General features: G+C 71.5%; 25 protein-coding genes and 1 pseudogene. 25 read left to right on the top strand and 1 reads right to left on the bottom strand.

Annotation, left to right across the window (positions count from 1 at the left end; all coding sequences use genetic code 11):
* The first annotated feature begins 168 nt into the window (after positions 1–168).
* The 7 genes from E4N62_RS12380 to E4N62_RS12350 all read left to right on the top strand — a co-directional run bounded on the left by E4N62_RS12380 (position 169) and on the right by E4N62_RS12350 (position 4157).
* Positions 169–666 carry a hypothetical protein gene (locus tag E4N62_RS12380; RefSeq protein ID WP_230213921.1) on the top strand — a complete coding sequence of 166 codons (498 nt, stop codon included), beginning with the start codon at positions 169–171 and terminating at the stop codon, positions 664–666.
* A 101-nt stretch (positions 667–767) separates the two neighbouring features.
* Positions 768–1193, top strand: a complete 426-nt coding sequence (locus E4N62_RS12375; RefSeq protein ID WP_230213920.1) for a hypothetical protein — start codon at positions 768–770, stop codon at positions 1191–1193.
* Positions 1190–2035: a relaxase/mobilization nuclease gene (locus tag E4N62_RS12370; RefSeq protein WP_230213919.1), complete on the top strand. Its 846-nt coding sequence runs from the start codon at positions 1190–1192 to the stop codon at positions 2033–2035. Before E4N62_RS12375 ends, E4N62_RS12370 begins: the two co-directional genes overlap by 4 nt.
* 13 nt (positions 2036–2048) lie before the next feature.
* The gene (locus E4N62_RS12365) at positions 2049–2741 is read left to right on the top strand and encodes a hypothetical protein (RefSeq protein WP_230213918.1); all 693 of its coding nucleotides are present in this window, start codon (positions 2049–2051) and stop codon (positions 2739–2741) included.
* 23 nt (positions 2742–2764) lie between these two features.
* On the top strand, positions 2765–3523 hold the full coding sequence (locus E4N62_RS12360; protein ID WP_230213917.1) for a hypothetical protein: 759 nt from the start codon (positions 2765–2767) through the stop codon (positions 3521–3523).
* Positions 3520–3717, top strand: coding sequence for a hypothetical protein (locus E4N62_RS12355; protein WP_230213916.1), 198 nt, complete (start codon positions 3520–3522; stop codon positions 3715–3717). Before E4N62_RS12360 ends, E4N62_RS12355 begins: the two co-directional genes overlap by 4 nt.
* A gap of 161 nt (positions 3718–3878) precedes the next feature.
* Positions 3879–4157, top strand: a complete 279-nt coding sequence (locus tag E4N62_RS12350; protein WP_230213915.1) for a hypothetical protein — start codon at positions 3879–3881, stop codon at positions 4155–4157.
* 57 nt (positions 4158–4214) lie between these two features.
* Here E4N62_RS12350 and E4N62_RS47930 read toward each other — a convergent pair whose 3' ends face one another.
* Positions 4215–4349 (bottom strand): hypothetical protein, encoded by a 135-nt coding sequence (locus tag E4N62_RS47930; protein WP_268269163.1) that lies wholly within the window; start codon positions 4347–4349, stop codon positions 4215–4217.
* A 3-nt stretch (positions 4350–4352) separates the two neighbouring features.
* On the opposite strand from E4N62_RS47930, the gene E4N62_RS12345 reads away from it, so the two are divergent.
* From E4N62_RS12345 to E4N62_RS12260, 18 genes and pseudogenes are all read left to right on the top strand, one after another.
* The gene (locus E4N62_RS12345; protein WP_230213914.1) at positions 4353–4826 is read left to right on the top strand and encodes a hypothetical protein; all 474 of its coding nucleotides are present in this window, start codon (positions 4353–4355) and stop codon (positions 4824–4826) included.
* Positions 4827–4848: 22 nt separating this feature from the next.
* A pseudogene (locus E4N62_RS12340) lies at positions 4849–5230 on the top strand (hypothetical protein).
* Positions 5227–6030: a DUF317 domain-containing protein gene (locus E4N62_RS12335; protein WP_230213912.1), complete on the top strand. Its 804-nt coding sequence runs from the start codon at positions 5227–5229 to the stop codon at positions 6028–6030. Before E4N62_RS12340 ends, E4N62_RS12335 begins: the two are co-directional and overlap by 4 nt.
* 27 nt (positions 6031–6057) lie before the next feature.
* Positions 6058–6414 carry a hypothetical protein gene (locus tag E4N62_RS12330; protein ID WP_230213911.1) on the top strand — a complete coding sequence of 119 codons (357 nt, stop codon included), beginning with the start codon at positions 6058–6060 and terminating at the stop codon, positions 6412–6414.
* The gene (locus E4N62_RS12325; protein ID WP_230213910.1) at positions 6405–7226 is read left to right on the top strand and encodes a DUF317 domain-containing protein; all 822 of its coding nucleotides are present in this window, start codon (positions 6405–6407) and stop codon (positions 7224–7226) included. The genes E4N62_RS12330 and E4N62_RS12325 overlap by 10 nt, the downstream gene beginning before the upstream one ends.
* A gap of 73 nt (positions 7227–7299) precedes the next feature.
* A complete protein-coding gene (locus tag E4N62_RS12320) occupies positions 7300–7818 on the top strand; it encodes a hypothetical protein (RefSeq protein ID WP_230213909.1) in 519 nt (172 codons plus the stop codon).
* Positions 7819–7820: 2 nt separating this feature from the next.
* Entirely contained in the window at positions 7821–8633 is an 813-nt protein-coding gene (locus E4N62_RS12315; protein WP_230213908.1) for a DUF317 domain-containing protein, read from the top strand.
* 3 nt (positions 8634–8636) lie between these two features.
* A complete protein-coding gene (locus E4N62_RS12310; protein WP_230213907.1) occupies positions 8637–10430 on the top strand; it encodes a type IV secretory system conjugative DNA transfer family protein in 1794 nt (597 codons plus the stop codon).
* On the top strand, positions 10427–10885 hold the full coding sequence (locus tag E4N62_RS12305; RefSeq protein ID WP_230213906.1) for an XF1762 family protein: 459 nt from the start codon (positions 10427–10429) through the stop codon (positions 10883–10885). The genes E4N62_RS12310 and E4N62_RS12305 overlap by 4 nt, the downstream gene beginning before the upstream one ends.
* A gap of 5 nt (positions 10886–10890) precedes the next feature.
* Entirely contained in the window at positions 10891–11427 is a 537-nt protein-coding gene (locus E4N62_RS12300) for a hypothetical protein (protein ID WP_230213905.1), read from the top strand.
* A gap of 34 nt (positions 11428–11461) precedes the next feature.
* Entirely contained in the window at positions 11462–12151 is a 690-nt protein-coding gene (locus tag E4N62_RS12295) for a hypothetical protein (RefSeq protein ID WP_230213904.1), read from the top strand.
* Between the two features lie 26 nt (positions 12152–12177).
* Complete coding sequence (locus tag E4N62_RS12290) at positions 12178–13026, top strand: hypothetical protein (RefSeq protein ID WP_230213903.1); 849 nt, start codon at positions 12178–12180, stop codon at positions 13024–13026.
* Positions 13023–13229 carry a hypothetical protein gene (locus E4N62_RS12285; RefSeq protein ID WP_230213902.1) on the top strand — a complete coding sequence of 69 codons (207 nt, stop codon included), beginning with the start codon at positions 13023–13025 and terminating at the stop codon, positions 13227–13229. The genes E4N62_RS12290 and E4N62_RS12285 overlap by 4 nt, the downstream gene beginning before the upstream one ends.
* Positions 13230–13532: 303 nt before the next feature.
* The gene (locus E4N62_RS12280) at positions 13533–14324 is read left to right on the top strand and encodes a hypothetical protein (RefSeq protein ID WP_230213901.1); all 792 of its coding nucleotides are present in this window, start codon (positions 13533–13535) and stop codon (positions 14322–14324) included.
* Positions 14325–14479: 155 nt separating this feature from the next.
* Positions 14480–15442, top strand: coding sequence for an alpha/beta fold hydrolase (locus tag E4N62_RS12275; protein WP_230213900.1), 963 nt, complete (start codon positions 14480–14482; stop codon positions 15440–15442).
* A 23-nt stretch (positions 15443–15465) separates the two neighbouring features.
* Positions 15466–16338, top strand: coding sequence for a hypothetical protein (locus E4N62_RS12270; protein ID WP_230213899.1), 873 nt, complete (start codon positions 15466–15468; stop codon positions 16336–16338).
* A complete protein-coding gene (locus E4N62_RS12265) occupies positions 16335–17609 on the top strand; it encodes a DNA cytosine methyltransferase (protein WP_230213898.1) in 1275 nt (424 codons plus the stop codon). Before E4N62_RS12270 ends, E4N62_RS12265 begins: the two co-directional genes overlap by 4 nt.
* Positions 17609–18739, top strand: coding sequence for a DnaB-like helicase N-terminal domain-containing protein (locus tag E4N62_RS12260; RefSeq protein ID WP_230213897.1), 1131 nt, complete (start codon positions 17609–17611; stop codon positions 18737–18739). Before E4N62_RS12265 ends, E4N62_RS12260 begins: the two co-directional genes overlap by 1 nt.
* Positions 18740–18751: the final 12 nt, after the last annotated feature.

Here is an 18751-nt window from a genome sequence, read left to right as displayed (position 1 = left end):
CCCGAGACCACCGCCAAGCACTCCGGACCACCTCCGCCCGCCGCCCGAATCGTGCATCTGATGCACGACCTCCGCGACGACGCAGGCCACCACCATCTGTCTGCTCGACCGCACAGACCCACCCTTGACCCCTGAACTGCCCGTCACCGCAAGGAGATCACCCCGAATATGGCTGTCCGTACGACCTGGAGAATTGTCCACAGCTGTGGACACGAAGTGGCACACAACCTGTCCGACCGGCCTGCCGACCGGCGGGCCGGATTCGCCCGCTGGCTCGCCGAGCGTGACTGCACCGACTGCTGGAAGGCCGCCCGCGACGCCGACACCGAGTCCAAGGAGGAGTGGCTCGCGGCCAAGCGCGCCGCCGAGCAGGAGGCTGCCGTCGCGTGGGCGAAGCAGTTCGCCATGCCGCCGCTGGAAGGCTGGGCCAAGGCCCTGGAGTGGGGCGAGCGCTCCCGCCACCAGCTGATGACGGCCGCGCACACCGCGCTGGTCGTGGAAGGGACCTGGGACGAGGCGGACTGGGCGGAGCTGGAGGAGAAGGCCCGCTCCGTCACCGCCGCCGGGTGGTGGATCGACCAGCGCGACGCCGAGGGCACTGACCTGCTCGAACTCCTCGACGCTGCAGGTGAGAACGACCGCGGGACGGAGAACCCGTTCCGTTGACGGCGGGGGAACATAGCCGGGAAACGCCGGTTAGCCAAACCGGCGTTCCTCCGGACCATTGTTCCTCCCACCGCCGCCACCGATTGCGTTGGAAGGAACTCATGTCCCAGCCCCCGCCCACTTCGGCGTTCGCGCCGACGCCCGACCCGCTCACTCCCGCCCGGGACATCACCCACGCCCACTTCCAGGCCGGCGACACCGTCGTCGTCCTGAAGGGGGTGGCCGGCGGGGAACTGTGGGGCGACGCGATGCGTGTCGTCGCCCCGTCCTGGCACACCCCGACCGACGAGGACGGCTGGAGGCTGCGTGATGCGACCGGCGGCGCCCAGTCCTACGTCACCGGCCACCCCCGCTACCTCGTGCACCTCTCGCGCCGCTGCCCGGACTGCCTGATCCACCTGCGGGCCATGGAGGACGCCCTCCTCGCGCGGTTCGCAGACCGTGACGAGCTGATCGACTGCGGCTGGTACACCACCACCGCCCTGGGCCAGCTCGTGCACGTCGCCGACATCCGGAGCGGCCGGTGATCCCCCGCCTGAACGCGCGGACCCACACTCCGCACGACCCACTCGCCGAGGCGCTGCGGCGGCCAGTCTCCCCGAACGAGGGCCTGACCGAGCACACCATCGTCGCCCACTGGCCGGGCCTGGATTACTACACCCTGGACGACGAACAGAAGACCTGGACATCCGTCCAGTGGGCCGAGCACCTCGAAGGCCCTTACCTGGAGCACCCGTTCGCCGCCAGCCCGGACGACGACCGGCGGGCGATCCTCCACCTCGACGTCCGGCTCCATCCGGACGACCGGGAGCTGACCGGGCCCGAGTGGGCCGAGGTCGCTCACCGGCTCGCCCGCGTTGCCGGTATCGAGATTCCCGGCAAGGAGCACGGCTGCCGGTGGATCGCCGTTCAGGCCCAGCCCGGACGCCTCGACCTGATCGCCAACCTGATCCACCTCGACGGCGCATGGCACGCCCCGCCCCCCGACATCCTGCGGCGCCTTGCGGGCGAGGCGCGCCGCATCGAGCAGGACCTCCACCTGATCCCCCTCCGCGCCGGGCCCACGACTCGGCCCTCCATCCGTACCGCGCCCACGGCATCGCCCCAGCTCGCGAGCGTCCTGGCCCAGCTGGCCGACGAGCACGCCGGCCCGCTGGCAACGGTCCGCGGACTGGTCGAGCACACCGCGCACCGGATCGCCCGCCAGCCCGGAGCCAGCGGCACCGACACGGCCTACCGCCTGGAGCTGATCGCCCGCCGCCTCCATGCCATCCAGCAGGACCTGGACAGCACCGCCGCGCGTCTGGTCCAGCCCCGGGTCGCCGCCGCACCGCCCGCCGTCCGGCACACCGCCCACCGATCACCGTAGGAGAAACGTCTCCTTGCCCCGTACCGGCCGCTTCCTGGACATCCACCGCGACCCGCATTCCAACGAACTCCTCGCCCGCGGCGGTGACTCCCAGGCACACAGCATCCTCCAGCGCGCGGGTTTCGTCGCCGTCGTCCGCCTCCACGAGACCTACCACCGCACTCCCACCGGCCTCAGCGTGGACGACGAGTCCCGTCTCGCCACCGACGCCGTCGCACGCCTGCGGGCCACCGAATACCACGTCGACTGCGCCCCGGACTTCGACACCGACGCCCGACCGGCCAGTTACATGCCGCTGGGCTCCTCCGTCGCCCACCTCGCCGAGCGCCTGCGCGACGCCACCACCACGGACGAGGCTGCCGACGCGCTGACCGAGCTCACCGCCGCCCACGACGGCATCCTGGCCGCGCTGGAGGAAGCACTCACCGCCACCGCCGACTTCCACGACGGGCTCGGCCAGCCAGCCGACCCCTACACCGCCCGGCGGCTGCGCTACCTCGCCGACGAGCACCTCCACATCATCCGCACCGACCTCGCCCACACCCGCAACGCCCTCGCCGACCGGCACGCCCCACACCCCTGCCGCAGCACCTGCACCGGGATCTCCCCACCACCGAACGCGAACGCTCCGCCGTGTGCGCCTGCCCGCCCCGCCGCGCACGCTCCCGGCCCCGCCGCCCCGGTCGCCGCCGGACTGCGCCGCTGACCCCCACCTCGCCCAAGGACACCATGCACGACTACGACACCTCCGAGCGCCTCGCCTCGTACGCCGACGTCCTCGCCGGCGAACTCCCCGACACCTGGACCAGCACTCACCTCCCTGCCGACGCCAAGGACGACCTCACCGAACTCGCCGACCGCATCTGGGACCTGGACCTGGTCGCCGCGTCCCTCGCCGAGCACCCGCTTCGGCACGCAGCCGTCCTGAGCCGCCCCGACGGCGCCCAACTCGTCCTTCTGGACCGGCACGACGAACGCGACGGATTCCTCATCGCCGCCGTCGCCCCCCTCGCCCTGCCCGACGAAGCATTTCGCGCCGTCCCCGAGCCCAACGGCATCGCTCTCGCGGACGACCCGTTCCTGGGCGCCGAGCAGATAGCCGGCGACCTGCTCGCCCGCTACGACAGCGCCCTCGCCCAGGTCCGGCACAACGCCCTGGGCGGCATCCAGCCCTCCCAGCCGGACCGGGTCGTCCTGACCTGGCAGCCGGACGGCAGCGTCGCCACCGCCCCCGTCGACGACCGTGCCGGCGCGATCCTCGTCGCCCACGGCTTCGTCCAGGACCCGCAGAGCGGCATCTACCGCCTCAACAACGACGACACCAGAGCGCAGGCGCGCGCCCTGCGCGAGATCGGCCCGAAACTCGACGCGCTCGGCATCGGCACCGCCCTCCAGCACCCCGCAGGCCGAACCGCGCCCACCTCCGCCCCAGCCTCCATGCCGCCCTCCCCTGCCGGCAGTCGTGCGCCGGCCACCAGGGCTCGATGAAGCAGACGGAGCCCGAGTTCTGGGTGCTGGAGTACATCACCAAGGACCCCCGCACGGGCCTGGTCGTCGCCATCGGCGGCACCGAGAAGGCGGCTTACATTCTCCAGCGAACCGGCGGCTTCCTCTCCGCTCCCGGACCGAGCGGGACTACCACCGGCTTCCCCACGGCCTGCCCGTCGAGCACCAGCGCCTGAAGGCGACCGCTGCCTCGCACGCCCTGCTTTCCGCAGGTCACAGCGTCCACCTCGACCACGCCCTGAACGCGCTGGCTACACCGGACAGCGAACACAACGCGGCCCTGCGCTTCCTCACCCAGCTCGCCGAGCGAGCCTCTGCCGCCAAGACCAGCAGTGCGGTGGCCGAGGTGCTGACCGAGATCGCCGCCCCGGTCAACGGGCTGCTGCCCCTTACCAGGGAAGTGGTCGTCCGGGCCTGGATCGCCGCCAGTGCCCTCCAAGGGGCTGCCCCCGGCGAGGAACCCGAACCCCTCGCACGGCTCAGGGACACCTCGAACTCCATGAGCCAGGCCGCGTGCGTGATCCTCCACGCCCGCAACCACGCCGCACGCGCTCCGCAACCGGCCCTCACACCGCCGCCGAGCTCTGCCCACCCCTCGGCCTCCCGCCACCGTTGATCCCAAAGGGAAACACACGGCCAACCTGGCCGACGAGTACGGCACGGACGTCGAGATCTACAGCAAGGCCCTGACGACCACCCTCCACGCCGACACCCCCACCGGCGCCCCGCCCAGCTCCACGACCTGCTGGAACAGCTCGGCCTCGAACGCCACGAACACCCCACGGGCGCGCCGCTGTACATCTGGCACACCGTGCCCGAACACCTCGGTACCGACGAGCAGAAACGCCTGGCGACCCGTGCCATCCCCGCCCTGCTCCTGGCCGGCTACGACGTCAACTGCACACCCGACGTCTTCGACGACACCGCCTACCGGCCCGCCGTACACGACGCCCGCGCCCGAGAAGCCCGCCCCGCCACGCAGCATCCGGCACCGGCCAACTCTCCCTCGCACCCGCACCGGCCCGCCGCACCCGTAAGACCGCCCGGGCGGCCTGGCCCCCTCGGTGCCGCCCACCGCAACCCGATTCCCGGAGAAACCTGTAGCAGCCCGCACACCCCACCGATCAGCAACCGGCTCCAACCCCGACTCGCGACCGCCCTGTTCCGCCGCTACCTGCGCGCCTGCATCCCGACCGGCCCCGACCGCATCACCCTGCTGGCCGGCGCCCGCCCGGAGGCCGTCCTCGCCGAGACCCAGCGCGTCGGCCACCGGCACCACCACTGACCGTCCACCGACCCGGAGGAGCATGACCCACCCGCCCCTACCCGGTGAGACTGGCCGACGAGATCACCCGCCAGCTCGGCCAGCTCGCCGACCACCTCTCTCAACTTCCCCCGCCCCAGGCCGCGCAGGTCATCGCCCGCGTCCTCGACCCGGACACCGGAGTCCTCGGCGGCATCACCCACCTCGTCGCCACCGGCAGCGTGTTCGCCAAGGACCAGGCCGAACGAGGCGCCCTCCCCGCGGAAGTGTGGCTCGCTCTGGGCCGCGCCTCGAACGAACTGCACGACATCACCCTCGACCTGGACGAACACAAGGACACCCTGCAGCACGTCGGCACCCAGCCCGCCACCACCGCGGCGAAGCCTCCGGCACCCGCACCGCTCGTCGTCCGGCGGCACCGGTGAAGAAGAAGCACTGGCAGGGCTGGGGGCCAGGCGAGCAGACCGAGCAGCACTACCTCGTCCAGCCCCGTGCCCTCGCCGGCGGCGGCGACGTCCGGCACGTCTCGGAGTTCCTGCGCGCCTCGGGCTGGCGGGACAAGTCCAAGACGAACGGCCCGCTACTCATGGAGAGCCCCGACCGCACCGTCCGTGTCGCCTACGACCCCTACATCCTGCCCGGCGGGTGGACCATCCACGGCCAAGCGGACGGCCTGAACGGCGCATGGACGGCGAACCTGGGCCGGCAGACGCCGGTGGAGATCGTCGCCGGTATGACCGACGCCCTCACCCGACCCCGCTCCGCCCACGCCCCCAACGTCTGGGCGCCCCTGCAGGAGCAGAACTGGCACACGCGCTTGGAGGGCGAGCACTACACGGCGACCAGCCCCGACGGCACCGCGTGGATGCAGTACCACCACAGCCCCGACGGCACAGCGATGTGGTGGACCGGAGCGAAGGACCAGCAGGGAAACGGCTGGACGGCCAACTTCACGCCCAACACCCCGATGCACCTGGTACAAGCCCTCTCGGCCGAACTCGCCAATCCCGATCCCGTGATGCGCCCGCGCGGGCGCGTCCCACACAGCGCACAGATCCGCACCTGGTCGGTCTCCGTCACGCCCTCCCAGCTCAGTGCGTGGCAACAGGCCCGGATCACGGCCGCCCGCGCCGCCACCTGGGCCCGCAACAGCGCTCGAAGCACACGGCCACGCACCACCGCCCGTACCCATACCCCGGCCGGCGGCGCCCGGACCCGCCGCTGACCCGCCGCACCCGTCCCGAGGAGCCCGATGCCCGCACTCACCCCGGACACCATCCACACCGCGACCGAAACCCTGTCGGAACTCACCGACTACCTGCGCGAGAACCCTGACCCCGTGGAAGCCCTCGCCTTCGTAGAGCCCCTCCTCGACGAATACACGGGCCTGCCCGTCCAACTCGCCGACACCCTGCGCGCCCTCGCCCGCACCCTGCAGGAACACCCGGACACGCCGCGCACCGCACAGGTCGACCTTCTGATCGCGGAACTGCGCACGGCCGCGTGGGAGCAGGCCGACCAGCACACCCTCCACTACGTCCTGGACGACCTCCGGGACCTGTACGGCAGCACCGCCGCGAGTGAGCCGGGAGACGCCCGGTGCCCCTGAGCGAACGACAGCTCGCCGCGTTCGCCGACAAGCACGCCAGGCAGATCCCCTTCGACACCAGCCCCCGCCACCTCGCCGGCCCCGGGGATGCCCGCCACGTCACCCACGGCCTGGCCGCCGCCGGATGGAGCCCGGTCTCCGACCCGTTGAGCGCCGAGATCGTGCTGCGCAGCCCCGACCTTCGCCACCGCCTCCAGTTCGACCCGCAGTCCACCACCTCCGCGTGGTGGCGGCTGCGGGCCGAGCCCGCCGACACCGAGCCGGGCTGGTACGCCGAGTTCGGCGAACTCGTGCCCGCCGAGGTCCTCGCCGGGTTCACCGACGCCCTCGTCGCCCCGCCGCCACAGCAGCCGGACCCGTGGCAGGCGGTGCCTTCGGCGGGGTGGCACCGCGACTCAGGCGGCACGGCATACTCGCCGGACTCCATGTGCCACATCGAACTGCGCCCGCTGAGCGAATTCAGCGACCGGCCGTCCTGGCATGTCGAGACCCGCGAGCCCGGCTACGACCAGTTCCCCGGCCCGCGTATCTGGCACGCCTACCTCGACGAGCGCACCCCCGCCCACCTCGTCGGATCGTTCCTCACCGCGCTGGTCGACCGAAGCCCGCTCCAACGCGGCATGTACGACCGCACCGGCCACTACAGCACCGTGCAGGAGCCCAGCCCGCTGCGCCCGCAGCAGGTGGTCGACGCGCACACCGCGCGTATCGAGTCGCTCCGCGCCCGGGCACGCTCCACCCGCCGACAGCTGACGAGACCCGCACCGACCCCGGCGAAGGCCCACACCGCCCAGCCAGCCGCCCGCCGCTGAACCGACAGGACCCCTCCCCATTTCCGCCGATCACCGCGCACACCGCGACTCCCTCCGCCACCTCGACCGCTACGTGAGCGACAGCAAGAAGATCCTCGACGCCTGGGACGCCTACTCCGACGAGCACACCGACCTCGACGGATGGCCCTACGACGACCACGCCTATGGCCTGCGCGCGAGCCAGCGCGACGCCGACACCGCCGAGGCGTTCGAACCGCTCCGCTACGGGGCCCGTCACCTGCTGGCCACAGCGGAGACGCAACTGGGCCGCCTGCCGGAAGGTACCGTGCAGAGCCGCTGGGTCTACCAGTTGGGTGTCCTGCACTCCGCCCTCGACCGGCTCGAGCAGCTGCACGAGCAGTGGCTGGAAACCCGAGACGCCCTTCCCGCCACCGCTAAGCCCGGCACCACGGCCTTCGACGACGCCCTCGCCGAGTACCACGCCGAATCGTGGAGCTACCTCGACGACTGGGCCACCCATGGCAAGACACTCCGCGAGATCAACGCCGCTGCCCGCAGCGCCCCCTCACCTCTGGCACCTGCACCATCGCCGGCTCCCGCGGCCGACCGGCGAACCCCGGCACGGAAGTGACCATGCCCCTGGCTCCCGAGACTGTCGAGGTCGACTTCATCGCCCCGCGCCACCTGGCCGGTGGCGGTGACCCCGCCTGGATCACCATCCCCCTCCACCGCGCCTGCGGCTGGAGCCACGGCAACGACCCCCTGATGGCGCGCGTCCTGCTCTCCAGCCCCGACCAGAAAGCCCTCCTGCGCCTGGAACCCGAACCCGACGGCCAGTGGTGGACCCTTCACCACGCTGCGGAGCCGGACCGGCCAGCGTGGTACGCGAGCTTCGGCGCCCTCACCCCAGTCGAACTGATCGCCGCCGTTACCGACGCCCTCACCGATCCGGCCGCAACCGCGAGCACACCATCCGACCCGTACGAGCCGCTCCAACAGATCGGCTGGTCGCCCGCCTCCGCGGACAACGGCCTCGTATCACCCGACGGCACCGCGTACGTCCATCGGCTGGGCAACGCGGAGGAACCGGGCGCCTGGTTCTTCACCGCCGCACTCGGCCCGGACCGGCCGGTGTGGCAGGCCCGCTTCGGCGCGCACATTCCTGCGTACATGGTCGCCGCGTTCACCGCTGCGCTCGCCGATCCGAAGCCCGTACCGCGCATCGACAGCGGGCGCAGTCTCCCGACCCGCGACCCGAACGTCGTCAGCTGTAGGACCGCGGACGTGCTCGCCGTGTACGTGGCCGGGGAGCTGGAAGAACGCGTCCACTCCCTCGCAGCCCGGCGCGCCACCTCGCCGACGAGTCCGATCCCCTCGCGACAGCCGCCGCCAAGAACCACCGCAGCCGCTGATCCCTCCGCCCCGTCCCCGCACGGAAGCACGTAGCCCTTGCCCCCTTCCTCCTCCAACAGCAACACGGACGGGTACGACCTCGTCCTGCGCCTCCTGATCGGCGTACTCGCCGTCGTCGTCCCCCTCGCCCACCTCGCCTGGCTGTCCGGCAACGCCACCGCCTACCTCACCGGCGCCGACTGGGCCCCCTACCAGCCGACCAGCGCCCTCCTCCACCCCGATCAGCTGTGGCCCAAAGCGGGAGAGACTTCCCTGCTGATCGGTACCCGCGTCGTCCCTGTTGTCCTGTTCCTGGCCCTCGCCATTGCGGTGGGCGTCCTGTGGGCCCGGCACAAGAACCGCAGCGGCAGCCGGAAGAAAAAGGTCTCCGGCATGGCCAAGGCGCGGGATATCGAGCCGCTGATGGCCAAGGCGATCACCGACAAGGCCCGCTCCCTGCGCCCGAGCCTGAAAGACGCCAAGCACATCGAGGCCCGCGACACCGGCATCCTGCTCGGTAACCTGCAGGGCACCAAGCACGAGGTGCGCATGGGCTACGAGGACGTGGCGGTCGCCATCATGGCGCCCCGCTCGGGCAAGACCACCAGCCTCGCGATCCCCTCCATTCTCGCCGCGCCCGGCCCCGTCCTGCTGACCTCGAACAAAGCCGCCGGCGACGCCTTCACCGCCACCTACGACGCCCGCGCCCGCGTCGGACAGGTGTGGTCGATGGACCCGCAGCAGATCGCGCACGCCGCACGCGAGATGTGGTGGAACCCTTTGGCGGACGCCAAAACTCTGGACGGAGCCGGGCGGTTGGCCGGCCACTTCCTCGCCGCCTCGGTGGACGCGAGCCAGCAGGGTGACTTCTGGTCCAAGGCCGGGTCCAACATCCTCGCGCAGTTGTTCCTGGCCGCGGCCCTCGACGAGCGGCCGATCACCGACGTCATGCAGTGGCTGGCCTTCCCGGCCGACCGCACCCCGCTCGACATCCTCCGGGACCACGGCTTCGCCGCCGTCGCCGCCCAGCTCAAGGGCACGGTGGAGGGACCGCCGGAAACGAGGGACGGCATCTACGAGACCGCCCGCCAGTACGCCGCCGCGCTGCTGAACAGCGAGATCGCCGCGTGGGTCACCCCGCAGAAGGACACCGCTGAGTTCAAGCCGTCTGCGTTCGTGACCTCCACCGACACGCTCTTCCTGCTCAGCAAGGACGGTGGCGGCGGCGCCTCGGCGCTGATCGCCGCGTGCGCGGACTCGGTGATGCGTGCCGCGACCGCGCAGGCCGAACGCGCCGGCGGGCGCCTCGACCCGCCCATGCTCGCGATCCTCGACGAGGCCGCCAACGTCTGCAAGATCAGCGACTTGCCGGACCTGTACTCGCACCTCGGGTCGCGCGGCATCATCCCGATCACGATCCTGCAGTCCTACCGCCAGGGCCAGAAAGTGTGGTCGGACGCCGGAATGGACGCCATGTGGTCCGCCTCGACCGTCAAGGTCATCGGCTCCGGGATCGACGACCCGGACTTCGCGGACAAGCTCAGCCGTTTGATCGGCGATCACGACGTCGAGACGACCTCCACCTCGCACTCGGAGTCCGGCAAGTCGACCTCGGTCAGCATGCGGCAGGAACGAATCCTGCCCGCCGACGCCATCCGTGCCCTCCCCAAGGGCACCGCGCTCTGCTTCGCCACCGGTATGCGGGCCGCCATGCTGGACCTGCGTCCGTGGTACCTGGAGCCCGGAGCGGAGGAGCTGTCCGCGGCGTCGTCCCGCGCGTCCAAGGCGATCACCGCTCGCGCCGTGGCGAAGCACGCGCCGACGCAGTCCGACTTCGGGAAGGCCGTGTGAGCGCCGCCCGGCTGCATCTGGTGCCGGTGCGCTCACGTGAGGTGATGGACTTCGTGCGCGCCTGGTCACCGCCATCACCCGCCGCCCGCAGGTCAGATCTTCGCCGTCGGAGCCGCGAGGAGACCGGCACGCTGCGCGCCGTGGCTATCGTCGGCCGGCCGGTTGCCCGCCACCTTGATGACGGCGCCACCCTCGAAGTCACCCGGACCGCCAGCGACAGCGGTCGCAACGCCAACTCGGTGCGGTACGGAGCATCGTGGCGCGCGGCGAAAGCCCTCGGTTACCAGCGCCTGATCACCTTTGCCCAGGCGGGCGTGAGCGGCGCGTCCCTGCGCGGCGCGGGATGGGGCCTGATCGCCGGCCGCCCGCCCCGGGCCGGATGGCACACTCCCTCCCGGCCTCGGGCTGGCCACGGCACCGACCACATCGCCCGCTTCCTGTGGCAAGCCCCCTGACACACATGTCTGGAGATGCCCTGCACACTTACGAACCCGCCGACCTCGACGAGATGTCCCCGCGCCAGGCCGTAGACGCCGTGACCGCGGACATCCGCGACCACCACATCACCGTGGACGGCACCGGCCTGTTCAACGCCGCGCGGCACATCGGCCTGCTGTGCCACCTCGCCGCCGGCATGGCCGCCGACGTCGAATACCAGCTGGCCCCGAACATCACCGATCTCCCGCCCGCCGAGATCCTCGGCGCGAGCGCCGGCCACGTCGGGCGGGCCATCGCCCACTACACCCAGGCCCTCGCCCCGCTCATCACCCTCACCACCACGGCGCAGGACACGCTCCAGCAAAAGCTCGACTCGCTGGACCACCACAGCCGCCTACGGATCCACCTCGACGACGCCAGGCGGGCCCTGGCAGCAGCCCGCACCGCGCTGGAGGTACCGCAACCCCGCTGCTGCGAGCGCACCCACCCCAGCCCGTTGCCCGCCCGGCTCTCCGGCGCCGCGCATGACGACACCGCCCACCGATGGCCTCCTCTTTGAAGTGGCCCCGCCACCGACGCCGGTTGAACGGCTCATGCTGCTCGCAGACCAGTACGTGGAGCACAACGACACGCTCGACCGCCTCCTGCGAGCCGGATCGCAGGCCGAGCCCGACGCCCACGTCGCCTCCGCCCAGCGACTCGCCTCCGCGACCCGCACCGCCATCAAAGCGGTCACCGACGAACGCCTCTACGAAAGTCACGAGCTGTCGGACGCGGTGGTTCGTCTCCAACAGCTCGCCTTCCTGAGCAGCGCCTCGACGGACCACCGTCTTCCCATGGCGCGCACCCTGACCGCCCTGGCCCCCGAAGCCGCCATGAGCTGCGCCGACAGCATCGCCCACGAAATCCGACGCCGCCGCTGGAGCACCACCGATGCTCCAGACCACCAGCTGACCGCAACGCAGCGCACCGCCCTGTGGGAGATCGCCTGCGGGCACGTCGTGGCCACCCGCTCCCTGGGACGGCAGTACGTCCACTACCGCGACGAGCGCGTACTCATCGGCACACTGCGGTCGCTGGAGGCGAACGCTCTGGCCGAGCGCGTCCCGAACTCCGCGTCCTCCGCCTACGCGGGCGGACCGCTTCAAGACCGAGTCCGTCTCACCGCCGCCGGCACCACCGCCCTGGCCGCCGTCATCAGCCGCCCGATCACCGCCAGGCCACCCGGCACGACACCCGCGCCCGCCCCCACCGCCGCGACGACGGCCACCCGAAGCCGCTGACCGACCCTCCGGAGCCACACCACCCCATGCCCCTGCTCGACCTGGCAGAACACGCACAACAACTCCGCACTCTGGCACGCGACTTCGAGGCCCTGCACGCTCGCGTTCGGGGCGTCTCCTACACCCCCGGCACCGACGCGCTGCGCCAGATCAGCCCGCTTCTGCTCATGACCCAGGACCTGACGGCCACCGTCCTCGTCCGCCTAGGCGCGCTCGACTCCAGCACGTACACCAGCGTCGCCGGCAGCCGCGCGAGCCTGGAGTGCCTGGCCTCGGTCGTGGTCGCCTCCTCCCTGGCCGGCAACGACCTCGCCAGCGCGCTGCACGCCAACCCCTATGAAGGGGCGCCGTTCCCCGGCTATCCGGCGGACGACGCGTCGGTGCGCACCGCTCGCCACGCCGAGGCCATCCCGAAGATGACCGGCCACCTCGCTGACGCCGCCCACCAGCTCGACCTGAGTGCGACCGGGTGCCACTACGTCGCCACCGGCATCACCCGCGACCTCGCCGCCACACGGGAGGGAGCGGCTACCGCGCAGCGATCTGCCAGCCCTCCGCTGACCAGCGCCCAGTACGACGCCCTCAAGGCACTCGCCCTCGGCGAAGGGCGGCTGTATGAGAGTTCGCAGCGGGGGCTGGGCGTGACCCGTGTCACCGCCGACGACGGCACCCGCGTCTCGATCGCCACCTTCCGGGCGCTGAACAAGCGCGGGCTCGTCGACTGGGACACCAGCACCTCCCTGGTCCACGGGCAGAGGATCACCGTCACCGAGCACGGGCGGCAGGCTCTGGTCAAGCAGCGCCCCGCAGCCAGTGCGACTACCCCCGGGAAAGCCGTCCCCAGGACTCCTGCGGTGCAGGGAGCGCGCCGGTGACGCACTTCGCGCCCCAGGATCGCGTCCTGGTCTCCCCTCTCCATCTGGCGGGCGCCGGGACCGACCGGCTCGCCAACGCGATCCACCCGCTGATCCGCCTCTTCGGCTGGCCGAACGAGCACGAGCGTGACCGGACTGTCAGCAGCCCCGAGGGCACCCTGTTCGTGGGCTTCACCTCCCGCCGCCCCAGAGGGCAGTGGTGATCAGTCCCCCAGCACGAGCCGTTCTGGAAGGCGCAGTTCACTCGGCAGACTGCGATCAAGGCCATCGTCACGGTCACCCAGACTCTGCCTCAGCTGATCGGCTACCAGGGCCGGGCCACCGCGCAATCCCCCGGACGCGAAGCCCACACCACGCTGCGCACCCCGCCGCTGAACACCCTGCGTTCCCAGCCAATCCGTCCCCGCGCGCCCGCGAAGTACGCAGCTAAGGGCACAGGAAGCCGTATCGGGTCATCACCCCGCCCGCCGCCCGGCATACCGCCCACCGAAAACCCCTGGACCGCATTGTCTCTTCTGGACATCCCCGATGTGTTCATCGGGTCCACCGACGACGGGCACACCTTCGTCGTCCTCAACCGCCGCATCCGCGACACCGCCCGGCTGCTGACCGAGGCCGGGTTCCTCACCCGCGAACACCTCGGCCGCACGCTCTACCTGCTGCCACCGGGCACCGCGCTGGACGCGCACGAGCGCGCCGGAATCGCGATGTACGGGCTCCTGGCCTACACCCACGACCTCGTCGACCTCGCCTGGACCACGCGCCAGGACGGCGCAGCCCCGTCACGCGAGCCCGACGTGGCCATCCGCTTCACCGACCACGCGGTCAGCGCGACCGCGGCCACGGGCCAGGCCGACGCCATCTCGTCCAGTACGGCTTCATATCAGCGGGGGAGAAGCAACAGCACGCACTGCCACCCGGATTCGGTGATCGCGACGCGCTCAGTGCCGTTGTCCGAGCCGAGGCCCACCTCTACGCCGAAGGCATCAGCGTGCGCATCGGCCTCGGCATCGCGACCCCGCAGGACATCCCACCGGCACCATCCCGCCCCGGTGCCGCCACCGCACCGCCGCCCATCACACAGGTCCAGCGGCGCAGCCGCTGACCACCACCCGCTTCCCCCCAGGGCACTGCACCATGCGCAAGCGCCGCCTGCCCTTTTGACCATTCGCTCTGCGGCGGCCGGCCCCCGAACTCAAGCTGCCCGCGCCGCCGCCCGGTCATCGGTCAGCGCTGTACCCGTGGCCCGAACGCCAGCGCACCTGCGCCTTGCCAACCCCACACGATCGCGCCGCTGACTTTCCCGCCCGGCCGCTGGGGGTCGTCTCCCCGATATCCGGCCGCCCCCAGGACGGCGGCAAGCGCAGTGAGGTGCCGAACGGCCAGTTCCACCAACCCGGCCCGGACGGCGAACGGCTGCCCCCTACTGATCCCCCCTTTGGAAGTCCTACCTGTGCGCAACCCGCTTTCTGCCACCGAGGTGTTGTCGGTCTCCGCCGCGGACGGCACTCGCCTGTCCGTCTACCGCGACACCCCTGCGCGCCCGCGTCCCGGCGGCGCGACGGTCGTGCTGGTGCACGGCGCGTCCGTCACCGCGGACCTGTGGCGCGTCCACGCCCGGCTCCTGACCGGTCTGGGCCTGAGCGTCGTGCGCTACGACCAGCGCGCGCACGGTCACACCCCGCGCGGCCAGGCACCGCTGACGATCCGGCAGCTCGCCGACGACCTGCATCAGATCCTGACCCGCGTCGTCCCCGCCGGGCCGCTCGTGCTCGCCGGCCATTCCCTGGGCGCCCTCGTCCTGCAGGAACTCGCCGCCCTGCACCCCCAACACCAGGCCCGCATCCGGGGCATGGTGCTGCTGTCGGCCACCGCACGTGGTGCGACCGTGCTGCCCGGACGCGACCCGCGCTCCTGGCTCCTGGCCGCCGGACGCAGCCTCGCCGCCCTGGCCTGCACCCGGGCGCCCCGCACGGTGGACTTCCTGCGGCGCCGGCTGCCCACCACACACCCCTACAGCCTCGCGCCCCACCCCGACCGGCCGGCCGACGGGCCACCGCGGTGCCGCCACGGCATCCGCCACACCCACACCCGCGATCTCGCCGGCCTGTGGCAGTGCCTGCGCCGCTACCAGCCGCGCGACGCCACCGTGCTCAACCAGTTCGGCGACCGGCTGCTGCTGATGGCCGGCGCGGACGACCGGCACATCCCCGCCGCCCACACCAAGCAACTGGCCGCCCAACTCCCTGCCGCTCGCCTGGAGATCCTCCCCGCACCACGCACGCGCTGCCCATCCGCCACCCGCGCTCATCAGCGACCGCATCGCCCGCCTCACCGCCGAACCGAGCCCCACCACCCTCCTCACCCCCAGGACCGATCATTTCCGAACTCCCTGCCTTCCGGGCAATTTCACTAGGTGCCGGTATCCAGTCCAGCACCATGCTCGCCCTCTCCGCACACGGCATACTCCCGAAGGTCGACTACGCAATTTTCGCCGACACGGGCTGGGAACCGAGAGCCGTTTATTCCCATCTCGACCGACTGGAGCGAGAAATAGCCAGACCCGCAGGCATACCCGTTCTCCGCGTATCGTCCGGAAACATACGCAACGATGCCCTGGACCCCAACCACAGATTTGCGTCAATGCCGCTCTACGTCCTGAACAAGGACGGAAATCCGGGTATGACCAGACGGCAATGCACCGGGGAATATAAAATCAAGCCGATCAAGAAAAAGGTCCGCGAACTACTCGGCTACCCCTATCCCACACGCATCCCCAAGGGCGTCTTCGTCGAGCAGTGGGTCGGCATCTCCACCGACGAATTCCACCGGGCCAAGGACGCCGACGTCAAGTACATGCGCAACCGGCACCCACTCATAGACATGTGCTGGTCACGGTCCGACTGCGTCCGCTACCTGGCGTCGCTCGGCCTGGCCGACACCCCGAAATCGAGCTGCTTGGGTTGCCCTTTCCACGGAAACGCCCAGTGGCGCAACATCCGCGACAACTCTCCGGAGGAATGGGAGGACGTGGTGGAGTTCGACGCGGCCATCCGCAAGGGAAACGCCCGCGCGAACGCCACCGGCAACCGGCTGCTTGGCGAGGCGTTTCTCCACCGCTCCCGCGTGCCTCTCAGCGAGGCCCCCATCGATCACGTCACCGCCGCCGAATGGGCAGCGATGCAGCAAGAACTCACCGACAGCGGACCTGACCTTCAGGAGCTGGAGCAAGGAGTCGCCGACGGCTGCTCCCCGTGGGCCTGCCGCGGTGAAGTCGAGCCGGCACAGAACAACTTCGGACTGGCCTCTTGACCATCCTGGACCTGTTTGCAGGACCGGGCGGATGGAGCCACTCGCTAAACGTCCTCGGCGCACGGGACGTGGGCCTCGAATGGGACGAATGGGCCTGCAAGACCCGAGCAGCGGCAGGGCAGCTGACCATTCGCACCGACGTGGCGCTGTATCCCGTCTGGCCCTTCCTCGGCAAGACCGCCGGGCTCATCGCGAGCCCGCCCTGCCAGGCGTGGTCCATGGCCGGCAAGCGCCTCGGCCTGGTTGACCAGCCGCTCGTGCACCAGGCAGTGGCGGACCTCGCCGCCGGACGCGACACCCGCGAGAAGCTGCTGACCGCCTGCCGGGACGAACGCTCGCTGCTGGCCGCCGAGCCCATGCGCTACCTCCACGCCCTCAACACCGTCGGCGAGCCCGACTGGGTCGCCATGGAAGAAGTGCCGGACGTCCTGCCGCTGTGGAAGCAGTACGCCTCCGTGCTGCGCGGATGGGGGTTCTCGGTCTGGTACGGGATCCTCAACGCCGCCAACTTCGGCGTACCGCAAACCAGGCGGCGGGCCATCCTGCTCGCCTCCCGCGTCCGCACCGCCCAGCCCCCACCACCCACGCATGCCCAGACCGCCGAGCCGGAGAGCCTGTTCGGGCCAGGCCGTGACCGATGGGTGTCGATGGCCGAGGCCCTCGGCTGGGGCGCCACCGACCGCCCCGTCCCCACCGTCTGCGCCGGCGGCGGACCCGGCGGCGGGCCCGAACCGTTCCCTTCAGGCTCCCGCAAGACGCTCTCCGACGCCCGGGAGCGCGGCACCTGGATGCCGCGACCGGAGGCTGTGGTCCTGCAGTCCCGCCGCGAAGGAGCCGGATGGGCCGCCCGGCACGGCACCCGCGAGAACCGGACCGCCACCGCCCCGGCGCCGACGTTCACCGCCGAGGCGCACCGCTGGTCCTGGTCCCTGCGCAGCAACAACCAGGCCAACGCCACCATCCGTCCGCTGTCCGAGCCGGCAGGCACGCTGTTCTTCGGTCACCGGGCGAACGAGTGCACCTGGGTCGCCGCACCGGCCCTCGCACCGACGGACGACACGGACACGGCGGCAGTGCCGGAGCCGATCCGGATCACCGCCCGCGAGGCCGGCCTCCTGCAGACCTTCCCCGCCGACTACCCCTGGGCCGGCAACAAGGGCCAGCAGTTCTCCCAGATCGGCAACGCCGTACCGCCGTTGCTCGCCGGCCACCTCCTCGCCCCGCACCTCGGCGTCACCCTCGACCCCGACGACTTCACCCTCACCGCCTGATGCCCCGCACCCCCGAACCTGACGAAATCGGCGACCTCGACGACCTGCCCGACACGCATCCGCCGCGGCCCGTGCACTACGTCGAGCAGGCCCTCCTCGGCGCCCTCCTCCTCGATCCGCACCGTCTCGCCGACGTGACCGGCATCGCCGGCAACTCGTTCTCCACCGCCGCGCACTCCGCCCTGTACGCAGCGATCAGCACCCTGCCCCCGCCCGACCCGGCCAAGCACGCGAAGAACACCAAGTGGCTCGACCAGGTGCTCGCCACGGGGCGCGAGCAGGCGCGCGGACTGACCGCCTCCTACCTGCACACCCTCATCCAGGTCTGCCCCTGGCCCCGCCACGCACCGGCCTACGCACGGATGGTCGAGGCCGAACACGCCCGCCGACGCCTGCAGACGGCAGCCGAACGCTTCGTCCAGACCGTCCACGATGCCTCCCTCCCCCACCCCGTCCAGACGGTGCTCGCCGAGGCCGACGCGCTCGCCGCGGTCGTGGACGACATCGCGAGCCGGTTCCCACCGCGCGCCGGCGTCCTGCCGCGCACCCCCGCACCTCCGCCAGCCATCGCGCCCGACTACATCGAGGCAGTCGAGGAGGAGCGGCTGCTGCTCGCGACCGCCACCGCCCACCCATCCGATATCGAGTCCGTCCGGTGGCTGCTCCCCGACGACCTCACCCTGCCCTTGCACGGCGGCCTGTGGCAGTGCCTGACCGCTCTGGCCCGCCGCCGCGAGCCCGTCGACCCCGTCACCGTCCTGTGGGAGGCCCAACAGCGCGGCCTGCTCGACGACGGAAGCGAACCTGGCGAGGTGCTCCGCCTGCTGGCCGAACCGGCCGGGTCCGTGGAGCACTGGGGCGAGCGCGCCCTGCAGCGCTCCCTCCTGGCCACCGCCGATCACACCGGCCGGCGCATCGAGGCGTACGCCGGCGACCCGGCGAACACCCCGTTCCAGCTCGTCGCCGGCGCCCGCCGATCCCTCGCCGACATCGGCGCCGTCCGCACCCGCTGGCAGCACGCCACCGCAGCGGTCCCGCCGCCACGACCGCGACCCGCGCCCACCACCCGCGCCGGCCCGCCAACCACCACGGCCGCCCACTTCACCCGCGCCGCGCGAGCAACCCGATAGCACCCCGCATAC

It is taken from the genome of Streptomyces sp. MNU76 (assembly GCF_020982545.1).
In the GTDB taxonomy this organism is placed as follows: domain Bacteria; phylum Actinomycetota; class Actinomycetes; order Streptomycetales; family Streptomycetaceae; genus Streptomyces.
The sequence above is the reverse complement of the archived record's forward strand: the minus strand, read 5'-3'. Positions and strand labels throughout refer to the sequence as shown.

Excerpts from the sequence above, each read along its gene's own strand:
- E4N62_RS12270 (WP_230213899.1), top strand. The coding sequence starts at position 15,466 with ATGCTCGCCCTCTCCGCACACGGCATACTCCCGAAGGTCGACTACGCA.
- E4N62_RS12375 (WP_230213920.1), top strand. The coding sequence starts at position 768 with ATGTCCCAGCCCCCGCCCACTTCGGCGTTCGCGCCGACGCCCGACCCG.
- E4N62_RS12300 (WP_230213905.1), top strand. The coding sequence starts at position 10,891 with ATGTCTGGAGATGCCCTGCACACTTACGAACCCGCCGACCTCGACGAG.
- E4N62_RS12260 (WP_230213897.1), top strand. The coding sequence starts at position 17,609 with ATGCCCCGCACCCCCGAACCTGACGAAATCGGCGACCTCGACGACCTG.
- E4N62_RS12295 (WP_230213904.1), top strand. The coding sequence starts at position 11,462 with ATGCTGCTCGCAGACCAGTACGTGGAGCACAACGACACGCTCGACCGC.
- E4N62_RS12380 (WP_230213921.1), top strand. The coding sequence starts at position 169 with ATGGCTGTCCGTACGACCTGGAGAATTGTCCACAGCTGTGGACACGAA.
- E4N62_RS12360 (WP_230213917.1), top strand. The coding sequence starts at position 2,765 with ATGCACGACTACGACACCTCCGAGCGCCTCGCCTCGTACGCCGACGTC.
- E4N62_RS12355 (WP_230213916.1), top strand. The coding sequence starts at position 3,520 with ATGAAGCAGACGGAGCCCGAGTTCTGGGTGCTGGAGTACATCACCAAG.
- E4N62_RS12290 (WP_230213903.1), top strand. The coding sequence starts at position 12,178 with ATGCCCCTGCTCGACCTGGCAGAACACGCACAACAACTCCGCACTCTG.
- E4N62_RS12315 (WP_230213908.1), top strand. The coding sequence starts at position 7,821 with ATGCCCCTGGCTCCCGAGACTGTCGAGGTCGACTTCATCGCCCCGCGC.
- E4N62_RS12330 (WP_230213911.1), top strand. The coding sequence starts at position 6,058 with ATGCCCGCACTCACCCCGGACACCATCCACACCGCGACCGAAACCCTG.